The following is a 21,851-nucleotide window of genomic DNA, read 5'->3' on the forward strand; positions in this document are numbered from 1 at the left end:
ACCGCTGCCCCGTTCGGTTCGATCGAAGAGGCGATGCGCGCGGCGCGTCGCCTCTTTTTTATTCGGTGGAGGTGGCAAACGGCCCCACGGTCGATCCGACAAAACCGCCTGCGCTTTTCGTGCTCAGGACCGTCGCGTCCATCGCTCCGCCCAGTTGCTGCCACTCGTCGGCACGCAGCGAATAGGCGAAACGGATCGTCGCGCCCGCAGGCATCAGCCGAAGTCCGATCGCTTTCGGTGCGGTACTGCCGAGCGAGCGCGTGGCCACAATGGTGCCGTCCATCGGCTCGTCCGCCCCTGCCCTGCGCCGTATCTCGATCGCATAGCCTTTTTCGGTGCGGGCGAGATCGAGCGCATAATAGCTGGTTTCCGACTGCACGATCGCCAGCCCCGCACGGTCGCCTATGGCGGCATCCGCAAAATGCAGCCGGATGGAAACAGTTGCATGGTGATGCTGCAACCGGCGGCCAGCATAGCTCGGTACCAGCTCGCTCCCCAGGGACACCGGACGCGGCGTCAATCGGAGCGCACCGCCGCTGACCGAAGCCCATTGCGCGGACAGGCCGCGCAGACCGATCCATTGCTGCGCAAGCGCATCGCCCGAAAAATCGTCGCGATAGGAAAATGCGCCGTTGGTGGGAAGCGCCGGTTGGGGCTGACGCTTCAGCGCAGGCCGCTTATGCGTCCAGGGTATCGCCTTGCCCTTCGCCAGAATGTTCGGCCAGCCGTCGCGCCACGTCACGGGCAGCAGAAAGGTCTCGCGACCGATATTATAATAATCGCCCTGATATGGCCGCGTCGCGAGGAACACCGCCCACCATTTGCCGTCGGGCGTCGTCACCAGATCGGCATGCCCTGCCGAGGTGATCGGATGCTTGCGATCCTCCGGCAGATCGCGCTGGGTCAGGATCGGATTGGCTTTGGCCGGGACATAAGGACCATCGACCTGCTTGCTGCGCCAGATCGTCTGCGAATGGTTGACGCTGGTCCCGCCTTCCGCCGCCGACAGATAATAATAGCCCTCATGGCGATAGAGATGCGGCCCTTCGATCCAGACGGGTTTCTCCTCCGGATGCACCCCGCCGTCGATCAGCACCTTTCGCGGACCGAAGGGTTGCAGCGTTTTCAGGTCGATCCGCTGAATCCAGATCGCGCGATGCCCGTCATAGCGCGGCGTGTCCTGCGGCGGACCATTGTTGAGCAGCCATGCCTGCCCTTCAGTATCGACGAACAGCGACGGATCGATCCCGTCGACCTTGTTCCAGACCGGATCGGACCACGGCCCGGCGGGATTTTTCGCGGTCATCACGAAATTGCCGCCGCAATCGACACAGGTCCCGGCAAGATAGAAAACGCCCTGATGATATGTCAGGTCGGGCGCAAAAATCGCTCGTGACAGCCGCAAATTGCGGAAATCAAACTGCCCCTCGCGATCAATCGCATTGCCGATCTGAGTCCAGGAAACCAGATCGCGGCTGTGAAAGATCGGCAGGCCGGGAAAATAGGCAAAGGTCGAATTGACCAGATAATAATCCTCGCCCATCCGGACGATCGACGGATCGGGATAATAGCCCTGCAGGATCGGGTTGCGATAGTCGTCGGGACCCGGCGTCACCGCCCGGTCGATCGGATCGGCACCGCTATAGGTGAACCAGTCGATCACCGCCACCGGCCGGTCCGGCGCGGCTCCCGTCGCGAGCAGCGCCAGCGCCGGCACGATGACGCGGCGCATCAGTGATTATGCCTTGGCGTGATAGCGGCGATACCGCGATATTTGAGCGCGAAATCGAGCACCCCGCCTTTGTCGAGCTGTCCCGTTTTCTCGCGGAAAAGCTCCTCCCAGGGCGAATGACTCTCCGGCACTTCGGGGATACCGCCCTCCTCCTTGCGCCGTGCGATTTCGGCATCGTCGACCAGCGCGTTGCATGTGCCGCTATTCAGATCGATCCGGATCATATCCCCGTCGCGCAGCCATGCGAGGCCGCCGCCCACCGCGCTTTCGGGGGAGACATTGAGGATCGAGGGGCTGTCCGACGTTCCCGACTGCCGCCCGTCGCCCAGCGTGGGAAGCGTGTCGATCCCCTGGCGGATCAGCGCATCGGGTGGCTGCATATTCACGACTTCCGCCGATCCGGGCCAGCCGATCGGCCCTGCCCCGCGAATGACGAGGATCGTGTTTTCGTCGATGCCGAGCGAAGGATCGTTGATCCGATGGTGATAATCGTCCGATCCGTCGAATACGACCGCCTTTGCCTCGAAGATATTCTCCTCGCCGGGACGCGACAGATAACGCCGCCGGAAATCTTCGGAAATGACCGAGGTTTTCAGAATGCCGAAATCGAACAGATTGCCGCTCAGCACCAGATAGCCTGCCTTTTCCCTGAGCGGCTGCGCGACCGTGCGGATCATCTCGCGATCGTTGGTTTCGCGCCCCGCGACATTCTCGGCGATGCTCTTGCCGGTGACGGTGAAGCAGTCGCCGTCGAGATGCCCCGACACGATCAGCTCATGCAGGATCGCCGGAACGCCGCCCGCACGGTGAAACCGCTCGCCCAGATACGCGCCCGCCGGCTGCATGTTGAGGATCAGCGGCAGATCATAGCCATATTCGACCCAGTCGCGCGCCGTCAGCTCGACCCCGGCATGCGCTGCCATCGCCATAATATGCGGCTGGGCATTGGACGATCCGCCGACCGCGCTGACCAGTCGGATCGCGTTCAGAAACGCCTCGCGCGTCAGCACCTTGGAGGGGCGCAGATCCTCATAGGCCATGTCGACGATGCGTCGTCCGGTTTCATATGCCATCTGCCCGCGTTCGCGATAGGGCGCCGGAATCGCCGAGCAACCGGGCAGCGACAGGCCGAGCGCTTCCGCGACTGCGTTCATCGTCGACGCCGTGCCCATCGTGTTGCAATGACCGGCCGATGGCGCGCTGTCCGTGGCGCGGTCGAGAAATTCCTCCTCCGTAATCTCGCCCGCCGCCAGCTTGCGCCGCGCGCGCCAGATGACGGTGCCCGATCCGACCAGCTCGCCATTATGCCAGCCATCCAGCATCGGCCCGCCCGACAGGACAATCGCCGGAATATCGACGGTCGACGCAGCCATAACCTGCGACGGCGTCGTCTTGTCGCACCCAGTGGTCAGCACCACTGCATCGATCGGATAGCCATACAACGTCTCGACCAGCGTCATATACGCGAGGTTACGGTCGATCGCGGCGGTGGGACGCCGGCAATTTTCGAAAATCGGCATCAACGGAAATTCCATCGGAATTCCGCCCGCATCGCGGATACCCTCCCGCACCCGGCGAGCCAGATCGACATGAATGCGGTTGCAGGGCGCAAGGTCGCTGCCCGATTGCGCAATGCCGATGATCGGCTTGCCCGAACGCAGTTCCGCCGGGGTAAGCCCGTAATTCATGAAGCGTTCGAGATAGAGCGCCGCCATATCCGAACGGCCAGGCGCTGCGAACCATTCGCGCGAACGAAAGGGCTTTGCGGGGTTCCGGGTCATGGCAAATCCTTTCCTAAAGCAAATTCCCATCGGGCAGGACCGCCGGACGAATGGGAAAAACGCCATCAATCAAAGATCTGGCTCGCTTCATTCCGGGGCAAAGACACCGGACGCGTTCCAGCGCCCCCTGTTTATGGGAGCGCTATCACCTTAATACGCTGATCCCGCTTCAGGCAAGGCTTCCCGACGGACGACGGCGCGGCGCTGCGTCGGATTGTCGCCGGATGAGGGTGAAATTCAGCTGCAGGCGATGCGCCTCGCACTGCCCGTCATCGCTCGAACGCAGCACCTCGACCAGCAATTCGACGGCAGCATTCGCCATTTCCGAAATCGGCTGCCTTATGGTCGTGAGCTCGGGCCAGATGGCGGTCGCCAGCGACGTATCGTCGAACCCGCACACGGTAAGATCGCCGGGCACGTCCATACCGCGACGATGCGCAACGGCCACGCTCGCCGCCGCCATATCGTCATTGCTCGCAAAGATCGCGGTCGGAACGTCCTCGCTATCGAGCAGGATTTCGGCGGCATCAAGGCCGGATCGATAAGTGAAAAGGCCCGGAACGATCAGCGAATCGTCGCGCGCGACCCCAGCCTCCTCCAGCGCCGCGCAATATCCGTCCAGCCGGTGTGCGCTCACGGATAGATTGGGGTTCCCCTTGATAAAGCCGATGCGGCGATGTCCCAGCGAAAGGAGATGGCGGGTCATCGCTTTCGCGGCCGCGAAATCGTCGATCCCGACCAGATTGTCTGTGCTTTCCGGCTGCCCCGAACCCACTACGACAAAAGGAAGGCCGCGAGCGCGGATAAGGTTCAGCAGGTCCGTCGATTCGCACAGCGGCGGCGGAATCAGCAATGCATCCACGCCGCTGTTGATGAGCTGAGTCGCCACCTGAAGCTCATTGTCGCCAAGGTCGCATGCCTCGACAATCAGTTGGACGTCGCTGCGACTCGCCTGACTGAGACTGCCGACCAGAAACTGGGTGAGATAGTTGGCGCTGGGGTTGCTGTAGATCAGCCCGATGCGCCTTTTCATCGCCCCGGCAAGCGTGCGTGCGGCAGAATTCGGCTGATAGTTCAGCTGCTTGATCGCGGCCTTCACGGCATCGCGAGTGGTCTGGCGCACATTCGATTCCGAATTGATCACGCGCGAAACGGTCATAGCCGAAACGCCGGCAATGCGAGCGACATCCGCAATGGTCGGGGCGCCGCCCGATCCGTTGCGACGTCTGGGTTTCGTGCTGGCCATGGCTCACTTTCAAAAGATGGTAGCGCTCGAACGCGCAACAAAAACGCAATGCAACAGGAAAATACCCGACGTCCAGTCCGCAGAAATGCAATGATGCCCCACAGGTCAAGCGTTGCAGAACACAAAAAGCTCTGATAGCGCTATCACCAACCGGCCGCAAAGCGCCGCAGACTCGTATGAACAGGGAGAGGGTCTTTTCATGACCGTGAAGCATCGTTTGGCAAGCTGTATCAGCGTGACTGCAGCAGCGATTGCGCTTGCAGGCTTTGCGCCCGCGCCCGCCGCCCCCATGCCGACCGCATCGGCGCAGGCCAGCGCCCCGACGCCGCTGTACAAGGACGCCGACGCTCCCATCGCCGCGAGGGTCGACGACCTTTTGCAGCGGATGACGTTGGAAGAAAAAGTCGCTCAGCTTGAGGTGATCTGGACGAACAAGGACAAGGTCTTTGACGACAATCTGCAGTTCGTGCCGGCGAAAATGGCGAAGACCTATCCCAACGGGATCGGCGGCGTCGCGCGTCCTTCCGACGCGCACGGTCCGATTTCGCCGCGCGTCGAGCCGGGACGCAATGCCGCCGATACGGTGAAGCTGGTCAATGCCATTCAGCGCTGGTCGATGGAGAAGACCCGGCTCGGCATTCCGGTGCTGTTTCATGAGGAAGGGCTGCACGGCTATGCCGCGCCCGGCACGACCAGCTTTCCTCAGGCGATCGCGCTGGCGTCCTCGTTCGATCCCGATCTGGTCCGGCGCATCAATGCGGTTACCGCGCGCGAAATCCGCGCACGCGGCGTTACGCAGGCGCTGAGCCCGGTCGTCGATATTGCGCGCGATCCGCGGTGGGGCCGGATCGAGGAGACCTTTGGCGAGGATCCCTATCTGGTCGGCGAGATGGGCGTCGCCGCGGTCGAGGGGCTGCAGGGCCCCGGCCATGCGCGCGTCCTGCAACCCGGCAAGGTGTTCGCCACGCTGAAACATCTCACCGGCCATGGTCAGCCCGAAAGCGGCGAGAATATCGGCCCCGCCCCGATCGCCGAGCGCGAGCTTCGCACCTATTTCTTCCCGCCCTTCGAACAGGTGGTGAAGCGCACCGGCATCGAGGCCGTCATGCCCTCGTACAACGAAATCGACGGCGTCCCCAGCCATGCCAATAAATGGCTGCTGACCGATATATTGCGCGGCGAATGGGGCTTTCAGGGTGTCGTCGTCTCCGACTATTCGGCGATCGACCAGCTGAGAGATATTCACCATGTCGCCGGGTCGCTGGAAGAGGCTGCCCGGATCGCGCTCGATGCAGGCGTGGATATGGACCTGCCCGACGGCATTTCCTTCGAAACGCTGACCAGCCAGGTACGCGCGGGCAAGGTCAGCCAAGCGCAGATCGACCGTGCTGTGCGCTATGTGCTCGACATGAAATTCCGCTCGGGCCTGTTCGAACATCCTTATGCCGACGCGGCCAAAGCGCAGGCGGCGAGCGAAACACCCGAGGCCAAAGCGCTGGCGGTGGAGGCCGCGAAAAAGGCGATCGTTCTTTTGAAGAATGACGGCACGCTGCCGCTGAAGGCGCAAGGCACGATCGCGGTGATCGGACCCAATGCGGCCAAGGCGCATCTGGGTGGCTATTATGGTGAACCCACCAGCACCGTATCGCTGCTCGACGGGGTAAAGGCCTATGTCGGCAACCGCGCCAAGATTGTCTATTCCGAGGGCGTTCAGATCACCAAAGATGACGACTGGTGGGCGGACAAGGTCGAGCTTGCCGACCCGGCCGAAAACCGTCGCCGCATCGCTCAGGCGGTCGAGGTCGCCAAAACCGCGGACACGATCATCCTCAATATCGGCGGCAACGAACAGACGAGCCGCGAAGGATGGGCGAAGGAACATATCGGCGACCGCGCCAGCCTCGACATGGTCGGTCAGCAGCAGGAGCTCTTTGACGCGCTGAAGGCGCTGGGCAAGCCGATCGTGGTCGTGCTGACCAATGGCCGCCCGCTTTCCACCGTGAAGGTTGCGGACGAAGCCAATGCGCTGGTCGAAAGCTGGTATTTAGGTCAAGCAACCGGTACCGGCCTTGCCTCGATGCTGTTCGGTGAGACCAATCCGGGCGGCAAGCTGCCCGTCACCATCCCGCGCACAGTGGGCCAGATTCCGATCTATTATAATTACAAGCCGAGCGCGCATCGCGGCTATTTGTTCACCGATGCCGACCCGCTCTTCCCGTTCGGATGGGGGCTCAGCTACTCTACCTTCTCGCTTTCGAAACCCCGTCTCTCACAGGCGAGCATCGGTACGGAGGGGACCGTCACCGTCTCGGTCGACATAACCAATAGCGGCAAGCGGGCCGGCGACGAGGTCGTGCAGCTTTATATCCGCGACAAGGAAAGTTCAGTGACCCAGCCGGTAAAGGCGCTCAAGGGCTTCCAACGCGTCACCCTGAATGCCGGCGAGCGGAGAACGGTGAACTTCACACTCACTCCTGAAGCATTGTCGCTGTGGAATATCGACATGAAGCGCGTGGTCGAACCGGGCGAGTTCGAGATTATGACCGGGACCAATTCGGTCGACCTGCAATCGACCACGCTCACCGTCACCGGATAATTGCCGATAGCGTTCGGTGCGCCGTTCCATTAGTCTGACTAATAGAACGGCAAGCGGTTGAACGCGGCCGCGCACCTCTTACCTAGCCCCGCGAGCGCTAACACAAAGGGAGACCAGCATTATGGACGGAAGCTTTCTGATCGGATCGAAAAGCGAAACCGCGAACGACACGTTCCGGGCAATGAACCCGGCAACCGACAAGGCGCTGGACACCGATTTCGCGATCTCCACCACAGATCATGTCGCCGAAGCCTGCAAACTTGCCGACGCAGCGTTCGACAGTTTCCGTGAACTGGACCCCGAGGAGCGCGCGAAGTTCCTTGAGGCGGTCGCGGAAGAGATCGAAGCCACCGAAGGGCTGGTCGAACGCGCCATGGCCGAAAGCGGCCTCCCCGAAGCCCGGTTGACGGGCGAGCGCGGGCGGACCTGCGGCCAGCTTCGCCTGTTCGCAAAGCTGCTGCGTCAGGGGCGCTGGGAAAATGTCGTCGTCGACAATGCGATGCCCGATCGTCAGCCGCTGCCGCGCGCAGACCTGCGCCAGCGTCGTATCGCGGTCGGTCCGGTCGCGGTGTTCGGCGCGTCGAACTTCCCGCTCGCTTTCTCGGTCGCCGGCGGCGACACCGCATCGGCCTTCGCCGCCGGTTGCCCGGTGGTGTGCAAGGGCCATCCTGCCCATCCCGGTACGTCGGTGCTGGTCGGCAAGGCGATCCAGAAGGCAGTTCAGAAATGCGGCCTGCACGAAGGCGTGTTCTCGCTGATTCAGGGACCTGCCAATGAGCTGGGCCAGGCACTGGTCGAAGATCCGCGGATCAAGGCGGTCGGCTTTACCGGTTCGCGCGGCGGCGGGCTTGCGCTGATGAAGCTCGCCCAGTCGCGGCCTGAGCCGATCCCGGTCTATGCCGAAATGTCGGCGGTGAACCCGGTCCTGCTCTTCCCCGAAGCGCTGAAGGCGCGCGGCGAGGCGCTGGGCAAGGCCTATGTCGGTTCGCTCACCATGGGATCGGGCCAGTTCTGCACCAACCCGGGCGTCGTGCTCGCCGTCGACGGTCCCGATCTCGACGCGTTCGCGCAGACCGCTGCCGATGCGCTTGCCGAAGCACAGCCGCAGGTCATGCTGACCAGCGCGATCCATGCCAATTACGACAAGGGCGTCGAGATGCTGTCCAGCCAGTCGGATGTAGACACGCTCGCGCGCGGTGCCGAAGGGTCGGGATGCAATCGCGGCCGTGCGGCACTGTTCGCGGCGAGCGGCAAGACCTTCCTTGCCAATCCGAAGCTTGCCGAGGAAGTGTTCGGCGCTGCGTCGATCATCGTCAAATGCGCCGACATGGCCGAACTGCGTCAGGTGCTGGACCAGATGGAGGGGCAGCTCACCATCACGTTCCAGATGGATGACGGCGATGCCGAAGCAGCCAAGGCAGTCCTGCCCATCGCCGAGCGCAAGGCTGGTCGTATTCTCGCCAACGGCTGGCCCACGGGCGTCGAGGTTTCCTATGCCATGGTGCATGGCGGACCGTTCCCGGCAACCTCCGATCCGCGCAGCACGTCGGTCGGCACAGCGGCGATCGAACGCTATCTGCGCCCGGTCTGCTATCAGGATCTGCCCGAATCGATCCTGCCCAAGGCAGTGAAGCGCGGCAATCCGCTCGGCCTGCCGCGTATCGTCGACGGCGAAGTCGAAGCCTGATCAAAAACACAACCAGAGGGGCCAGTCTATGCGTTTTTTCACCATGCTGGCCCTGATGGTTGCAGCTTGTAGCGCCGCTCCGGCAGCGCAGGCGGAGGACGGCTATCGCCTCTGGCTTCGCTACGAACCGGTCGGCGCGGAACTGAAAACGGACTATGTCGCCGCCGCCACGCAATTGGTGCCCGGCGGCGATAGCGCGACGATCCGGGCCGCGAGCGATGAATTCGCGCGCGGCCTTTCGTCGATGCTGGGCAGCGCGCCCGCTATTGCGCCACGGGTGAGCCGGGACGGCGCGATCCTGTACGGAACCCCCGCAACCTCGCCCGCTATCGCTGCGCTCAAGCTACCGCTTTCGAACCTCGGCAAGGAAGGATTTCTGATCCGTTCGGTTCCGGTGAACGGTCATCGCGCCACGGTGATCGCCGCGAATGAAGATGTCGGTGTGCTGTACGGGGTCTTCCACCTCCTCGAACGCATGGAACGGCACGAGCCGATCGCTGCGCTCGACATCGCCGAAAAGCCGAAACTGAACCTGCGCCTGCTCAACCATTGGGACAATCTCGATGGTCATGTCGAGCGCGGCTATTCGGGCGAGTCGATCTGGGACTGGTTCACGCTGCCCGAATGGAAGAAACCGCGTTACACCGATTATGCGCGCGCCGATGCCTCGATCGGGATCAACGGCACGGTGCTCAACAATGTGAATGCCAGCCCGGACATTCTCCAGACGCGTTACCTCGAAAAGGTTGCGACGCTCGCCGATATCTTCCGGCCTTATGGTATCAAGGTCTATCTCTCGGCCAATTTTGGTTCGCCCGTCGCGCTGAAAGAACTCGACACCGCTGACCCGCTCGATCCGCGGGTGCAGCAATGGTGGCAGGCCAAAGCCGATGAAATCTATCGCCTGATTCCTGATTTCGGCGGCTTTCTGGTCAAGGCCAATTCCGAAGGCCAGCCCGGCCCGCAGGACTATCATCGCAGCCATGCCGAGGGTGCGAACATGCTCGCCGCCGCGCTGAAGCCGCATCACGGTATCGTGATGTGGCGCGCCTTCGTCTATTCCGCCGAGGACGATACCGACCGCGCGCGGCAGGCCTATGCCGAGTTCAAACCGCTCGACGGCAAATTCGCTGACAATGTCGTGGTTCAGGTGAAGAACGGCCCGATTGATTTTCAGCCGCGCGAACCCTTTCATCCGCTGTTCGGCGCAATGCCCGAAACGCCGCTAATGATGGAAGTGCAGATCACCAAGGAATATCTCGGCTTTAACACCCATCTCGCTTATCTGGGTACGATGTGGGCCGAGGCGCTGGACGCCTATACCGGCTACCCTGCCCCCGATAACAGTGTTGCGGGCGTGCTGGAGGATGGCAAGGGCACCGGGCTGACCGGCATGGCGGGCGTTGCCAATGTCGGCAGCGATCGCAACTGGTCGGGTTCTGAATTCGATCAGGCGAACTGGTACGCATTCGGCCGCTTTGCCTGGAACCCCTCTGCCGATCCGGAGGCGATCGCGCGCGATTGGACTCGCATGACCTGGGGCAATGATCCGAAGCTGGTCGAGACGGTGACGGCGATGATGATGCGCTCACGCGAGGCGGTGGTCGATTATATGACGCCGCTCGGCCTGACCCATCAGATGGCGACCGGACATCATCACGGGCCGGGTCCGTGGATTTCCGACCTTGCCCGTCCCGAATGGAACCCGGCTTATTATAATCGCGCCGACAGCAACGGCATCGGGTTCGACCGGTCCGAAAGCGGCACCGATGCGGTCGCCGATTATGCCCCCGAGGTTGGCCGACAGGTCAATTCGATCACCACGACGCCGGAGATGTTCCTGCTCTGGTTCCACCATCTGCCCTGGGATTATAAACTACGCTCCGGCGACACCTTATGGGACGGACTGGTCAAAAGTTATGATCGCGGGGTCGATGCGGTGGCAGGATTGCAGCGCGACTGGGCGAGCCTGAAGCCGCTGATCGATACCCAGCGCTTCGATGAGGAAACGGCGTTCCTCGCCATCCAGCATAAGGATGCGAAATGGTGGCGCGACGCCTCGATCGCCTATTTCCAGAGCAAGTCGAACCGCCCGCTTCCCGCCGGCCATGCTGAGCCGCCGCATGACCTTGAATATTACAAGGCGATCCGTACGCCCTATGCGCCGGGGCAGTAACACCGGGGGGCTGATCGGAGCCGCGACGTCATTGCGAACCCGCAGCGCGGGTGAAGCAATCCAGAGTGCCGCGCGCGGCACTGGATTGCTTCAGCCCTTCGGGGCTCGCAATGACTTTGGGAGGGTCGAAATCCCGCAGCTACCGGCCGTTGCAATAGCGGTCGAGAAACGCCTGATGCGTGGGCATCGCGCCCACCGCATCGGCGATATTGGAACGCATCGATTCCAGCGCTGCCTTCAACCGGTCGGGCGGCATGATCTTGCCCATATGGTGATAGCCCTGAGGCTCCAGACCTTGGCCGAGCATCACCTGTAGCCAGGAATCGACGCGGAACAGTTCGTCCGACGCCTGAAATGCCTGTGCCGATTCACGAAACAGCGCAATCCGACGCGCCAGCGAATCCGGTATCGCCATGGTGCGGCGGCTTTTCCAGAATTCGGAATCTCCGCGTTGTGTCAGATGATAATGCAGAATGATGAAGTCGCGCACCCCTTCAATCTCTCGCTCCGCAAGGTCGTTATAGCGGTCGCGCAGCGCATCGCTGACACCCCCAAAGGGGAATAGCTGCATCAGCCGGGTGACGCCGATCATGATCAGGTGGATGCTCGTCGATTCCAGCGGCTCGACAAAGCCGCTCGACAGGCCGAGCGCGATGCAATTGGCGTTCCACGCCTTGCGGCGCTGGCCGGTGCGATAGCGGATCAGCCGGGGATCGGTGCGCCGATCGCCCTCTATGCCGGCGATCAGCGCGTCGTGCGCCGCATCGTCGCTCAGATGCGCACTGCTATAGACCAGCCCGTTGCCGATCCGATGTTGCAGCGGAATGCGCCAGCGCCAGCCCGCCTCATGCGCGATTGCGCGCGTATAGGGGACCGCCGGGCCGGTCGCTTCGGTCTGCACGGCGAGCGCGCGATCGGTGGGCAACCAGTGGCTCCAGTCGTCGAACCCGGTTTCCAGCGCTTCCTCGATCAGCAGCGCCCGGAATCCGGTGCAATCGACGAACAGATCGCCCGCGACCCGCTCACCGCTCTCCAGCACCAGCGCGGTCAGGTCGCCGCTCTGACCGTCGCGCTCGACCCGCGCGATCCGCCCTTCCTTACGCACCGCGCCGCTGCTCTCGGCGATGGCGCGCAGAAAACGGGCATAGCCGGTCGCGTCGAGATGATAGGCATAGCTGATCGCGCTTTGATCGCCGGTGGCGAACCGCCGCGCCTCCGCCGCCTCATGCTCCAGACTATAGGCCCCGATCGGTTCCGCGAACCCCGCTTCGCGCGCCTGAAGCCAAAAATGCTGGAAGCCGCCCATCCAGGTGCCATGGCCGACCTCGCCAAAGCTGTGGATATAGCGGTCGCCGACCTGCCCCCAATTTTCGAACGCGATACCCAGTTTGAAGGTCGCGCTGGTCGCGCGCAGAAATTCGCGCTCGTCGATGCCCAGAAGCTGGTGGAATGTGCGGATCGTCGGGATCGTCGCTTCGCCGACGCCGACCGTGCCGATCGCATCCGATTCGACCAGCACGACCTCGATCAGCGCGCCCAGCTGCCGGGACAGCGCCGCCGCCGCGCACCACCCGGCGGTACCGCCGCCCGCGATCACTACCCGCTTCACCCGCTGCTCAACCATCCTGCCCCCTTAGACTTTAGCGATTAAGGCGATGGAGCAATTGGCCGCGCAGACGCCGCGCCCCCATCGCGTCGAGCGTACCCAGCGGGCCGCGCGCGCCCTCCGGCAGGTGCGCCCCCGCTCGCGCGGCATCGCCGAACACATAATATTCGAACAATGCGCGCCATCCCTGCTTCTCCCCCTCGGGCCGGTCGCGCAGGCTCAGCAAACCGTGGAGCAGCGTGTTCATCGGGCTGTCCATGAAGGCGGGCGCATCGTTCCACCAATAGTTCATCAGGATGTTGAACGGTGCCAGCGCCTCGACCTGATGCCACCAGAGCGCCGGAAAGAAGATCGCGTCGCCCGGTTCCAGCTCGGCGACTTCGCCCGCATCCGCTGCTTCGGCAAAGCCAGGGTAACGATCGAGGTCGGGCGCGTCGAAATCGACCATGCTGATCACCTGCCCGCCCGGTGTCGGCTCGAGCGGGCCGGGATAGAGGTTAGCGACCTGATCGGGCGGGAACAGGGTGAAGCGACGCCGCCCGGCGATGCAGCAGGCGATATTGTTCGACATGTCGAAATGCGCAGCGGCGGTCGTCCGGCCGCCAAGCCACAGGCTCACCAGCGGCGGCGCGGCGCCCTCCCCCGTGGCGGCATCTATCGCCAGATCGTTCTCCGCGCGCAGGCCGGGGAAGAACAGGTCGCAATCGGTCGAACCAATATAGCGCGCAGGCGCGTCGGCATCGTCAGACGAATCGACGATCCGCGTCAGAAAATCGGGAAGGCCCACCCGTTCGCTGGTGAAGTTCATCGCGGTGGCGCTGTCGTCGTAAAAGAAGCGCGGTCCGGCCCCGGCCTCACCGGTATATGCGGTTACCGGACGGCCGTTATAGAAACGCTCTAGATACGCTATCGCAGCGTCCGCACCCTGCATCCCGGCACGCGTCAGCGGCCAGTTCTTCACCAACGCTTTCAGGATCATCGGGCGATTGCCCGCAATCAGCGTATCGAACGGGATCGCAGCCGTATCGACGACCTCGATACTCCCGGTCTTGCGAGTCACCCGGACCATCGGCGATCGCCCTATTCGATCCCGGAAAGGCGGTTCTTGCGCGCCACCAGCTGCTCGACATTGCCGAGCGAGGACATCGCCCACACGGCGGGCCGCAAAAATCCCTCAGCGTTGAGCCGCGCCAGCGCATCGCCGTCAAGGCTCGCAAAGCGTTCGACGCCGATCGTGTAATAGCTGGTCAGGTCAACCTGCTCTTCCTCGTTCAGCATGATCTCCACCGTTACCGGCTCGATCAGTTCGTTCTCGACAAAGGCGTCGAACATCGGCTTGTTATGCTCCAGCCCGATATAAAGCCGCCGAAGCGCGTCGGAAATGCCTTCGAGCAACGGGCTGCTGCCGCCATGTTCGAGGAAGATGGGAATGCCCTCGTCGCGGCTGATGCGCGGATGGTCGAGATCGATCTGGATCATCGGCTCGCCGGGGCCGTCGCCATCCTCCGGCCGCTGGATACCGATCGAGAAAGGCCCGCGCTGCTGAATGGCAGGGACATAGCGCGCGTCCCAGCCCTCCTCGGTCAGAAACAGATTTTCGCGCGGGGCAAGGCCGAGCAGCGCGATCGCCTGAAACTCGTCCTGATCATCCTTGCGAAAGAAGATCGGATATTCGCGGCTCACCGCTTCGAACTCGGTGGGAAAGACCAGCGCCTGCGAAATCGCATCGCCGAATTCCGCCGAATGGCCGGTCAGGATGCGAAGGTCGTGATGGTCCACATTGTTCAATAGGGCGATATTCGCCATGCCCGCCATGATCCTTTTGATTGTTCGGGCGGCACCATAACAGCTTCATGTGATAAGGGAAAAAGGGCCGCTGCGAACAGCGGCCCCTCCCCCCTTTATGCCGATAGCGGCATATCTCAGAAACGGAAGCTGGCACCCAGATAATAGCGCGCATCCAGTTCCTGCGCGAACCACAGCTGCTCCTTGTCGCGGCCATAGGTACGCACATCTTCGTTGGTCATGTTCACGCCCTGGAACGAGATCGTGACATTGGGCGTGATGTCATAGGTAACGCTCATATCCACGGTGCCGAACGGCGCGACGAAGACCGGGTTACGGTCGTTACCGCCCCGGTTCGTCTCGGTCAGATATTTGTCGCGCCAGTTATAGCTGACCCGCGCCGACACCCCGTATTTTTCGAAGATCAGCGTGCCGCTCGCCGTGTCGGACAGGCCGAGCAGCGCGAACTGGTTCACCGTAGGCGACGCACCCACATCGATGCCGACATCGCCGCGAACGATCGTATAGGCACCCGAAACGCCGAAGCCGGTATCGCCGAGGAAATACTGCCCGGCGATTTCGAAGCCGTGCAGATGCGCTTCGCGGTTGTTGATCGGGCTGGAAAGCGAGAAATCGAACAGCGGATCGTTCGGCCCGGCATTGATGTCGACCGCGCCGAGGGTGCTGTCCACAAAGGCCTGATCCAGCGCGCCGTTGGAATAATGCGACTGGAACTCCTGAATAGCTGCGGGCAGGCTGCCGCTCTGCTGATACAGCGCCGCGAGCGTGAACAAATTCACGTCTGTGGTGTCATAGCCGAGATTACGTAACGCCGCGTAGGAATCACCCGACAAGGTACCGGGCTCGGCCGAGCTCGGATCGCGCAATCCGAACAGATTTGTCGTGGTCTGTCCTGTACCGACAAAGTTGCGCACGCGCTTGTCGAAAAAGCCCACCGAAATGTAGCTCGACTGATCGAAATACCATTCGACCGACGCGTCGAAATTGTTCGACAATAGCGGTTGCAGAGCAGCATTGCCGGTCGAAGCCGACGCAACGCCGCCATTGGCGGTCGGGCGCGGCGGCGTGCCGATCGTGGTCGCGACGAAAAGATTGCCGTAATTGGGTCGCGCCAGCGTTTCACCCCAAGACACACGGCCGACAAGATCATTCGTCAGATTGACCTTGAAGTCCATGGCAGGAAGCAGATTGGTATAGCTGCCCTTTTGCGTCAGCGGCTGAACTTCGGCGCCGGTCAGGTTGGGCGCAAAGTCATTATCGCTCTGCCAGATGATGCCGACCGGCACCGCGACCAGTGATGTCGACGTGACATGGGTATCTTCATAGCGCGCGCCGATGACGAGATTGGCGTCATGGCCCGCGATGGATCCGTTCCACTCCAGCTGACCGTAAAATGCGAAGACATCTTCCTTCAGCCGGTTATTTTCCTGTGCCGTGATCCCGACCGCGTTCCCCGCAGCGGCATAAACGGGTGAAAGCGCATTATATAGCTGGGTAGCATCGGCGCGGAACGCGTTTTGCAGACCTGCTCCGGTGCCCGGGGTGTAATGCTTATATTTGCATACCAGACAATAGGTAGTGACCAGATCGCCTGCATATTGCTGAACGTCCCCGACATTCAAAATGCCCCAGTCGCCCAGCGTTTGCTGGGTCTGAACGCGCGCCTGCGTCGTTTTGGCCGTGCGATATTCGGCACCCGCCGAGAATTTGGCACCATCGCCTAGGTCCCATCCGAAATCACCGCGGATTTCCTTGATCCGCTGCTCCTGGCTGGATGCAACAGTGCGCGCTACCTGGCTACCGAGGTCAGCAACATCGACAACGCCGTTTCCATTGCCTTTGACAGCGTCATTGACGGTGATGTCCTGCACCGGGAAACCGCTGCTCCAGTCGAGCGACTGCGAGGCGACGACCGGCGCGCCCATGCTGACCAGTGTCGAGCTGACGCCATTCGGATTGTTCGGATCGCTGGTCGATTTGCCGATATGACCGTCGAGCGCGAAGCTCATATTGTCGGCAAAGTCCCAGGCGACGTTCAGGCCGACATCCCACAGCTTGTTCTTCTGCGCACGATATTGTTGTTCGAAGCCCTCGTCCTTCACCCCGTTGATGGTCTCGGCGAGGAACTCGGTCGTGGCGACCGGATCGGCGTCGTTGAACACCACGCGGCTGAACGGCCGGTTGAACCAGTTGCTCTGATCTCCGCGCTGTTCTGACTGTTTGTTCTGCGCATAGAGACCGTCAGCGGTGATCGTCAGCGTGTCCATCGGACGGAATTGCAGCAGCAGCTGACCGTTAATACGCTCACGCGACCCTTCGGCGAAGTGATAACGGCTGTCATTAGGGATACCGACCAGCGTGTCGGGATCGCTCGGTGCATTTTCAATGACCGTCGCGCCGTTCACAAAGCCGTTCGCCGGATCGGCGAACTGCGAATAGGTGCGGATGTTCCAGGCGTTCGACGTTGCTGCCGCGCTGGTATAATTACGCTTCTGATAACTGCCGAACAGTGCGACGCCGAACGTCTCGGCCGGATTCTTATAGCTCAGAAAGCCCGACGCTTCCGGCGTGATCTTCGAACGGTTATCGACCCGGCGATCCATGCTGGTATCGTATAGCGCCTTTGCGCTCACGCTGCCGGTTAGCCCGGATTCGCGCGCATCGAGCGGATGACGCGTGATGATGTTGATCGTCGCACCGATCCCGCCCGAGGGGATAGCAGCGCGCGCTGTCTTGTACACCTCCAGCGTCTGTACGCCTTCCGAGGCGAGATTGGCGAAGTTGAACGACCGGTCCGCGCCGACGGCAAAGTCCGAATTCTGGTCGCCGCCGACGACCGAAACATCGGACGCCGCAAGCTGACGCCCGTTCAGCGTCACCAGGTTGAATGCAGGGCCGAAGCCGCGAACCGTGACCTTCGATCCCTCGCCATTGGTGCGATCGATCGAAACGCCGGTGATGCGCTGAAGCGATTCAGCAAGGTTATTGTCCGGAAACTTGCCGATATCTTCGGCCGAAATCGCATCGACAACACCGTTCGAGTTGCGCTTGATGTCAAGCGAGCGGTCAAGGCTCGCGCGAATGCCCGTGACCACGATGTCGTTCGCCATCGACGTCTGGTCATCGTCCTGCGTCGCCGCTTCGGTCGGCGTTGCATCGGCATCCTGCGCATGCGCCATCGGCGAAAGCGCGCACATCGCAACCGACGAAGCGCCGGTCAGCAGTGCCGCGCGCAGGTGCGCGCCGGACACAATTCGGGTGTAGGATAAAGCCATCAGTATCTCCCCTCTCAGATGCCGGACTGCGTCGCGCGCACCGGCTGTTTCCCATCAAAGAAGGCCGGATTATTTCCGTGCCTGTGATAGCGCTATCGTATGCCGGGACTTTGTCAACCGGGGTCGGCAAAATACCACGTGTTTGAAAGCGGTTACTTACCAAGAATCTTAAAATTCGGGAAAGCGGATCGCTTTTTTCTCGCAAACTGTGATAGCGAAATCACAACGCGCGATCACAGCGCCGTGAAGGAGGGAAAATGTCATACAAATCGATGCTGCTGCTCGCTGCGGCGGCGCTGGTTCCGTCGGGAGCCATCGCGCAGACCCCCGCGCCACTGACCCTGGGCGAGGCGGAATATTACACTGCGCCTGCGGTAAACTATCTTGTGTTCAGCAACTGGTATGATGGCCTGTTCGCCGATTCAAAGATCAGTGGCGTCGAAATCATCCAGCAGGATTCGCGCATCGCCACCAATGGCGACGTACGCCTGTCGGCAACGCCGGGCCAATGGGATGTGACGGGTCGCCTGATCGACCGCCATGTCAATCGCGAGACCGGCGTGATTGAGGCGGAGCTCGAATATCCCGATCAGGGCTTTCGCTACACGATACGGGCAGAGCCGGTCGGCGATGCGCTGCGGATCAGTGTGATATTGCCGCGCGCGCTTCCGACCGCGCTGGTTGGAAAGGCCGGGTTCAACCTCGAATTCATCCCCTCAGCCTATTTCCATAAAAGCTATATCGTCGACGGAAAGGCTGGCGCGTTCCCGCTCTACCCCGCCGGCGCGATGGTGCGAACCGATGCGCGCAATGCGGCAAGCGGGCGCGATGACGGTCCCGGCGCCGAGCCGCTCCCCATGGCGCAGGGGCAGAATTTCGTTCTGGCGCCCTCCGATCCCGCCCGGCGGGTAACGATCCGGTCGGACAGGCCGGTTGCGCTCTATGACGGGCGCAATCAGGCACAGAATGGCTGGTTCGTACTGCGGTCCGAACTGCCGGCGGACAAGGTCGGCACGGTGCTCAGCTGGACGGTCGAGGCGAACAGCGTGCCCGGATGGGTACGCCCCCCGTCGATCGGCCATTCGCAGCTCGGCTACGCCCCCGATCAGTCCAAAATCGCGACGATCGAACTCGACCGCAACGATGCGCGCCGCCCGGACATCCGCCTGTTGCGCATCGACGCATCAGGCGAGGAACAGGTCGTAAAAGCGGGAAAGCCCGACGACTGGGGCAATTATCTGCGCTATCATTATCTGCGCTTCGATTTCAGTGATGTGACCGAGCCGGGTCTTTACACGCTTGGCTATGGCGATATCCGCACCGCACCCTTCCGGATCGCCGCCGATCTCTATGCCGATGCCTGGCACCCGACGCTCGACGTCTATTTCCCGGTCGCCATGGACCATATGGCAGTGAACGAAGCCTATCGCGTCTGGCACGGCCCGGCGCATATGGACGATGCGCGGCAGGCGCCGGTCAATCACGAACATATCGATCTCTATGCGCAGGGACCGACGACCGACACGCCCTTCGCGCCGGGCGAGCATATTCCGGGACTGAATATCGGCGGCTGGTTCGATGCGGGCGATTTCGACATCCGCACCCAGAGCCAGTATCAGGTCATCCGATCGCTGGTGCGCAGCTGGGAACGCTTCGGGATCGATCGCGACACGACCAGCGTGGATGAAAGCAACCACCGCGTCGAAATCCATGTGCCCGATGGTGCGCCCGACCTGCTGCAACAGATCCGCCACGGCACGCTGCAACTGGTGGCGCAGTTCGATTCGGTTGGCCATGCCATTCACGGCATCGTCGCGCCCGATGTCGCGCAATATACGCATCTGGGAGATGCCGGAAGCAAGACCGACCGCAAAATCTACGATCCCGCACTGGGGCGCTATGCAGTCAAGGGCGATCATAGCGGCATGCCCGATGATCGCTGGGCCTTTACCAGCAAATCCTCAGCGCTGAACTATGGTTCGATCGCAGGGCTCGCCGCCGCCGCGCGGGCGCTCAAGACGCTCGACCCCGCCCTTTCAGCGAAAGCACTCGGCATCGCAACACGCATCTGGGGGGAGGAACAGGGCCATGCGCCCGACATGTTCCGCCACGGCAATACCACCGGCGGACCGCTGCCATGGGAAAAATTCGCCGCTGCCGTGGAGCTGCTCAAAACCACGGGCGATACGCGCTATGCAAAAGCGGTGAGCGATATCTGGCCTGAAATTGCCAAGGATTTCCCTCCAAACGCGATCACCGCAGCCGAAGCACTGCCACTGATGCCCGCGACCTATCGTCAGGCAATGGAGCCGGTTGTTCGCCAATGGGTGCGCGAGAGCAGCGAAGCGATTGCGGGCAATCCCTACGGCGTTCCGATTACCGAGGGCGGATGGGCCGGCAACGGCACCGTGATCGGCTATGGCCTTGCCACAGATGCGCTGCACCGCGCCTTTCCCGATATCGTGAAGCAGGACGGGGTGTTTCGGGCGCTGTCCTATCTGCTCGGCAACCATCCGGGATCGGATATTTCGTTCGTCTCCGGCGCCGGATCGCGTTCGAAGGAAGTCGCTTATGGCAATAATCGCGCCGATTCCAGCTTCATTGCCGGCGGCGTCGTCCCCGGCGCGCTGATCATCAAGCCCGATTTCCCCGAAAATCATGAAGACTGGCCGTTCTTCTGGGGCGAGAATGAATATGTTATCCCCGAAGGATCGGATTTCATCGAACTGACCAACGCGGCGCACAGCCTGCTCACCGCAAAGCGGAAATAGGCAATGACCGCGATCCGGGAGGCGTTCGGCACGCTGGACGACGGCAGCGCGATAGAGGCAGTGACGCTGAGCAATCGCGGCGGCATCACTGCCCGGATATTGACGCTGGGCGCAACGCTGCAATCGCTGCACGTGCCGGATCGCGAGGGGCTATCGGCGGACATCGTGCTCGGCCATGACAGCGCCGCCGAATATCTGACGGCGAATTGTTTTTTCGGCGCGACGATCGGCCGGTTCGCCAATCGGATTGCGGGGGGCAGCTTCCGAATCGACGGGCGCGACTATCGCATTCCCCCGAATGACGGCCCCAATGCCCTGCATAGCGGCGCGGGCGGGTTTCACACACGGATATGGTCGATCGAGCATATCGAGACCGGCCCGCCCGCCCGCGCTATATTCCGCTATCACAGCCCGGATGGTGAGCAGGGCTTTCCCGGCAATCTGACCGTAGCGGCGAGCTACACACTCGATGACGATGACCGGCTGACACTGGAATATACGGCGGTGAGCGATGCCCCCACCATCGTCAGCATCACCCATCACAGCTATTTCAATCTGGCGGGGGCAGCGAGCGAGCATGGGGCGCTCGACGCGCGCCTCACTTTATATGCCGACAGCTTCACGCCGATCGACCGGATGATGATCCCGACCGGCGCGATACAGGCGGTGGAAGGCACGCCGTTCGATTTCCGCGCGCCCATAGCGATCGGGGCGCGGGTGCGTAACGGCGATGATGAGCAGATCCGTCTGGCACGCGGCTATGATCATAATATGGTGCTGAACGGGGAATCCGGCACGCTGCGCCCGGCGGCCCGCATGGACGACCCGCGATCGGGCAGAATCGTGGCGATTTCGACGACCGCGCCGGGGATGCAATTCTATTCGGGCAATTCGCTCGACGGCAATGTTCGCGGCAAGCAGGGCAAATTCTATCGGCAGGGCGACGGGGTCGCTTTCGAACCGCAACATTTTCCGGACAGCCCGAACCAGCCCGCCTTTCCCGGCGCTCGCCTCGATCCGGGCGAGACCTATCGCAACGTGATCTGCTTCGCGTTCAGCAGCAATTGCGGGTGATCTGACAGGACCACGCAAACGGGGGGGGGCCACGCACGGCGTCCGTAGAATCCACATATTGGCGGGCCGCTCCTTTTTCTGCATTTCTCTACCATAGTTAA

The 21,851-nt window shown here is 62.0% G+C and carries 12 protein-coding genes; 5 read left to right on the forward strand and 7 right to left on the reverse strand.

From position 1 onward, the window contains the following. Positions 1-58 precede the first annotated feature (58 nt). From EV664_RS02465 to EV664_RS02475, 3 genes are all read right to left on the reverse strand, one after another. Positions 59-1,732 (reverse strand): glycoside hydrolase family 43 protein, encoded by a 1,674-nt coding sequence (locus tag EV664_RS02465; RefSeq protein ID WP_133494079.1) that lies wholly within the window; start codon positions 1,730-1,732, stop codon positions 59-61. Continuing rightward, complete coding sequence (locus EV664_RS02470) at positions 1,732-3,513, reverse strand: IlvD/Edd family dehydratase (RefSeq protein ID WP_133494080.1); 1,782 nt, start codon at positions 3,511-3,513, stop codon at positions 1,732-1,734. The genes EV664_RS02465 and EV664_RS02470 overlap by 1 nt, the downstream gene beginning before the upstream one ends. Positions 3,514-3,682: 169 nt before the next feature. Next, positions 3,683-4,759 carry a LacI family DNA-binding transcriptional regulator gene (locus EV664_RS02475; RefSeq protein ID WP_133494081.1) on the reverse strand — a complete coding sequence of 359 codons (1,077 nt, stop codon included), beginning with the start codon at positions 4,757-4,759 and terminating at the stop codon, positions 3,683-3,685. 199 nt (positions 4,760-4,958) lie between these two features. On the opposite strand from EV664_RS02475, the gene EV664_RS02480 reads away from it, so the two are divergent. From EV664_RS02480 to EV664_RS02490, 3 genes are all read left to right on the forward strand, one after another. Next, positions 4,959-7,355 (forward strand): glycoside hydrolase family 3 N-terminal domain-containing protein, encoded by a 2,397-nt coding sequence (locus EV664_RS02480; RefSeq protein ID WP_133494082.1) that lies wholly within the window; start codon positions 4,959-4,961, stop codon positions 7,353-7,355. A 118-nt stretch (positions 7,356-7,473) separates the two neighbouring features. After that, positions 7,474-9,042, forward strand: coding sequence for an aldehyde dehydrogenase (NADP(+)) (locus EV664_RS02485; RefSeq protein ID WP_211338457.1), 1,569 nt, complete (start codon positions 7,474-7,476; stop codon positions 9,040-9,042). A gap of 28 nt (positions 9,043-9,070) precedes the next feature. Next, a complete protein-coding gene (locus tag EV664_RS02490; RefSeq protein ID WP_229668040.1) occupies positions 9,071-11,218 on the forward strand; it encodes an alpha-glucuronidase family glycosyl hydrolase in 2,148 nt (715 codons plus the stop codon). A gap of 139 nt (positions 11,219-11,357) precedes the next feature. Here EV664_RS02490 and EV664_RS02495 read toward each other — a convergent pair whose 3' ends face one another. The 4 genes from EV664_RS02495 to EV664_RS02510 all read right to left on the reverse strand — a co-directional run bounded on the left by EV664_RS02495 (position 11,358) and on the right by EV664_RS02510 (position 17,905). Further along, positions 11,358-12,842 (reverse strand): tryptophan halogenase family protein, encoded by a 1,485-nt coding sequence (locus EV664_RS02495; RefSeq protein ID WP_133494084.1) that lies wholly within the window; start codon positions 12,840-12,842, stop codon positions 11,358-11,360. A gap of 16 nt (positions 12,843-12,858) precedes the next feature. Next, on the reverse strand, positions 12,859-13,893 hold the full coding sequence (locus EV664_RS02500; RefSeq protein WP_133494085.1) for a cupin-like domain-containing protein: 1,035 nt from the start codon (positions 13,891-13,893) through the stop codon (positions 12,859-12,861). An 11-nt stretch (positions 13,894-13,904) separates the two neighbouring features. Continuing rightward, positions 13,905-14,630 (reverse strand): SapC family protein, encoded by a 726-nt coding sequence (locus EV664_RS02505; RefSeq protein ID WP_133494086.1) that lies wholly within the window; start codon positions 14,628-14,630, stop codon positions 13,905-13,907. A 116-nt stretch (positions 14,631-14,746) separates the two neighbouring features. Beyond that, the gene (locus EV664_RS02510; RefSeq protein WP_229668041.1) at positions 14,747-17,905 is read right to left on the reverse strand and encodes a TonB-dependent receptor; all 3,159 of its coding nucleotides are present in this window, start codon (positions 17,903-17,905) and stop codon (positions 14,747-14,749) included. Positions 17,906-18,162: 257 nt separating this feature from the next. On the opposite strand from EV664_RS02510, the gene EV664_RS02515 reads away from it, so the two are divergent. Both EV664_RS02515 and EV664_RS02520 read left to right on the forward strand, forming a co-directional pair. Further along, positions 18,163-20,676 (forward strand): glycoside hydrolase family 9 protein, encoded by a 2,514-nt coding sequence (locus EV664_RS02515; RefSeq protein WP_229668042.1) that lies wholly within the window; start codon positions 18,163-18,165, stop codon positions 20,674-20,676. Positions 20,677-20,679: 3 nt separating this feature from the next. Beyond that, positions 20,680-21,750, forward strand: a complete 1,071-nt coding sequence (locus EV664_RS02520) for an aldose epimerase family protein (protein ID WP_133494087.1) — start codon at positions 20,680-20,682, stop codon at positions 21,748-21,750. Positions 21,751-21,851: the final 101 nt, after the last annotated feature.

Origin of the sequence: Stakelama pacifica, assembly GCF_004361835.1 — a bacterium.
In the GTDB taxonomy this organism is placed as follows: Bacteria; Pseudomonadota; Alphaproteobacteria; order Sphingomonadales; family Sphingomonadaceae; genus Sphingomonas; species Sphingomonas pacifica.

Excerpts from the sequence above, each read along its gene's own strand:
- EV664_RS02465 (WP_133494079.1), bottom strand. The coding sequence starts at position 1,732 with ATGCGCCGCGTCATCGTGCCGGCGCTGGCGCTGCTCGCGACGGGAGCC.
- EV664_RS02470 (WP_133494080.1), bottom strand. The coding sequence starts at position 3,513 with ATGACCCGGAACCCCGCAAAGCCCTTTCGTTCGCGCGAATGGTTCGCA.
- EV664_RS02475 (WP_133494081.1), bottom strand. The coding sequence starts at position 4,759 with ATGGCCAGCACGAAACCCAGACGTCGCAACGGATCGGGCGGCGCCCCG.
- EV664_RS02480 (WP_133494082.1), top strand. The coding sequence starts at position 4,959 with ATGACCGTGAAGCATCGTTTGGCAAGCTGTATCAGCGTGACTGCAGCA.
- EV664_RS02490 (WP_229668040.1), top strand. The coding sequence starts at position 9,071 with ATGCGTTTTTTCACCATGCTGGCCCTGATGGTTGCAGCTTGTAGCGCC.
- EV664_RS02495 (WP_133494084.1), bottom strand. The coding sequence starts at position 12,842 with ATGGTTGAGCAGCGGGTGAAGCGGGTAGTGATCGCGGGCGGCGGTACC.
- EV664_RS02500 (WP_133494085.1), bottom strand. The coding sequence starts at position 13,893 with ATGGTCCGGGTGACTCGCAAGACCGGGAGTATCGAGGTCGTCGATACG.
- EV664_RS02505 (WP_133494086.1), bottom strand. The coding sequence starts at position 14,630 with ATGGCGAATATCGCCCTATTGAACAATGTGGACCATCACGACCTTCGC.
- EV664_RS02510 (WP_229668041.1), bottom strand. The coding sequence starts at position 17,905 with ATGGCTTTATCCTACACCCGAATTGTGTCCGGCGCGCACCTGCGCGCG.
- EV664_RS02515 (WP_229668042.1), top strand. The coding sequence starts at position 18,163 with ATGTCATACAAATCGATGCTGCTGCTCGCTGCGGCGGCGCTGGTTCCG.
- EV664_RS02520 (WP_133494087.1), top strand. The coding sequence starts at position 20,680 with ATGACCGCGATCCGGGAGGCGTTCGGCACGCTGGACGACGGCAGCGCG.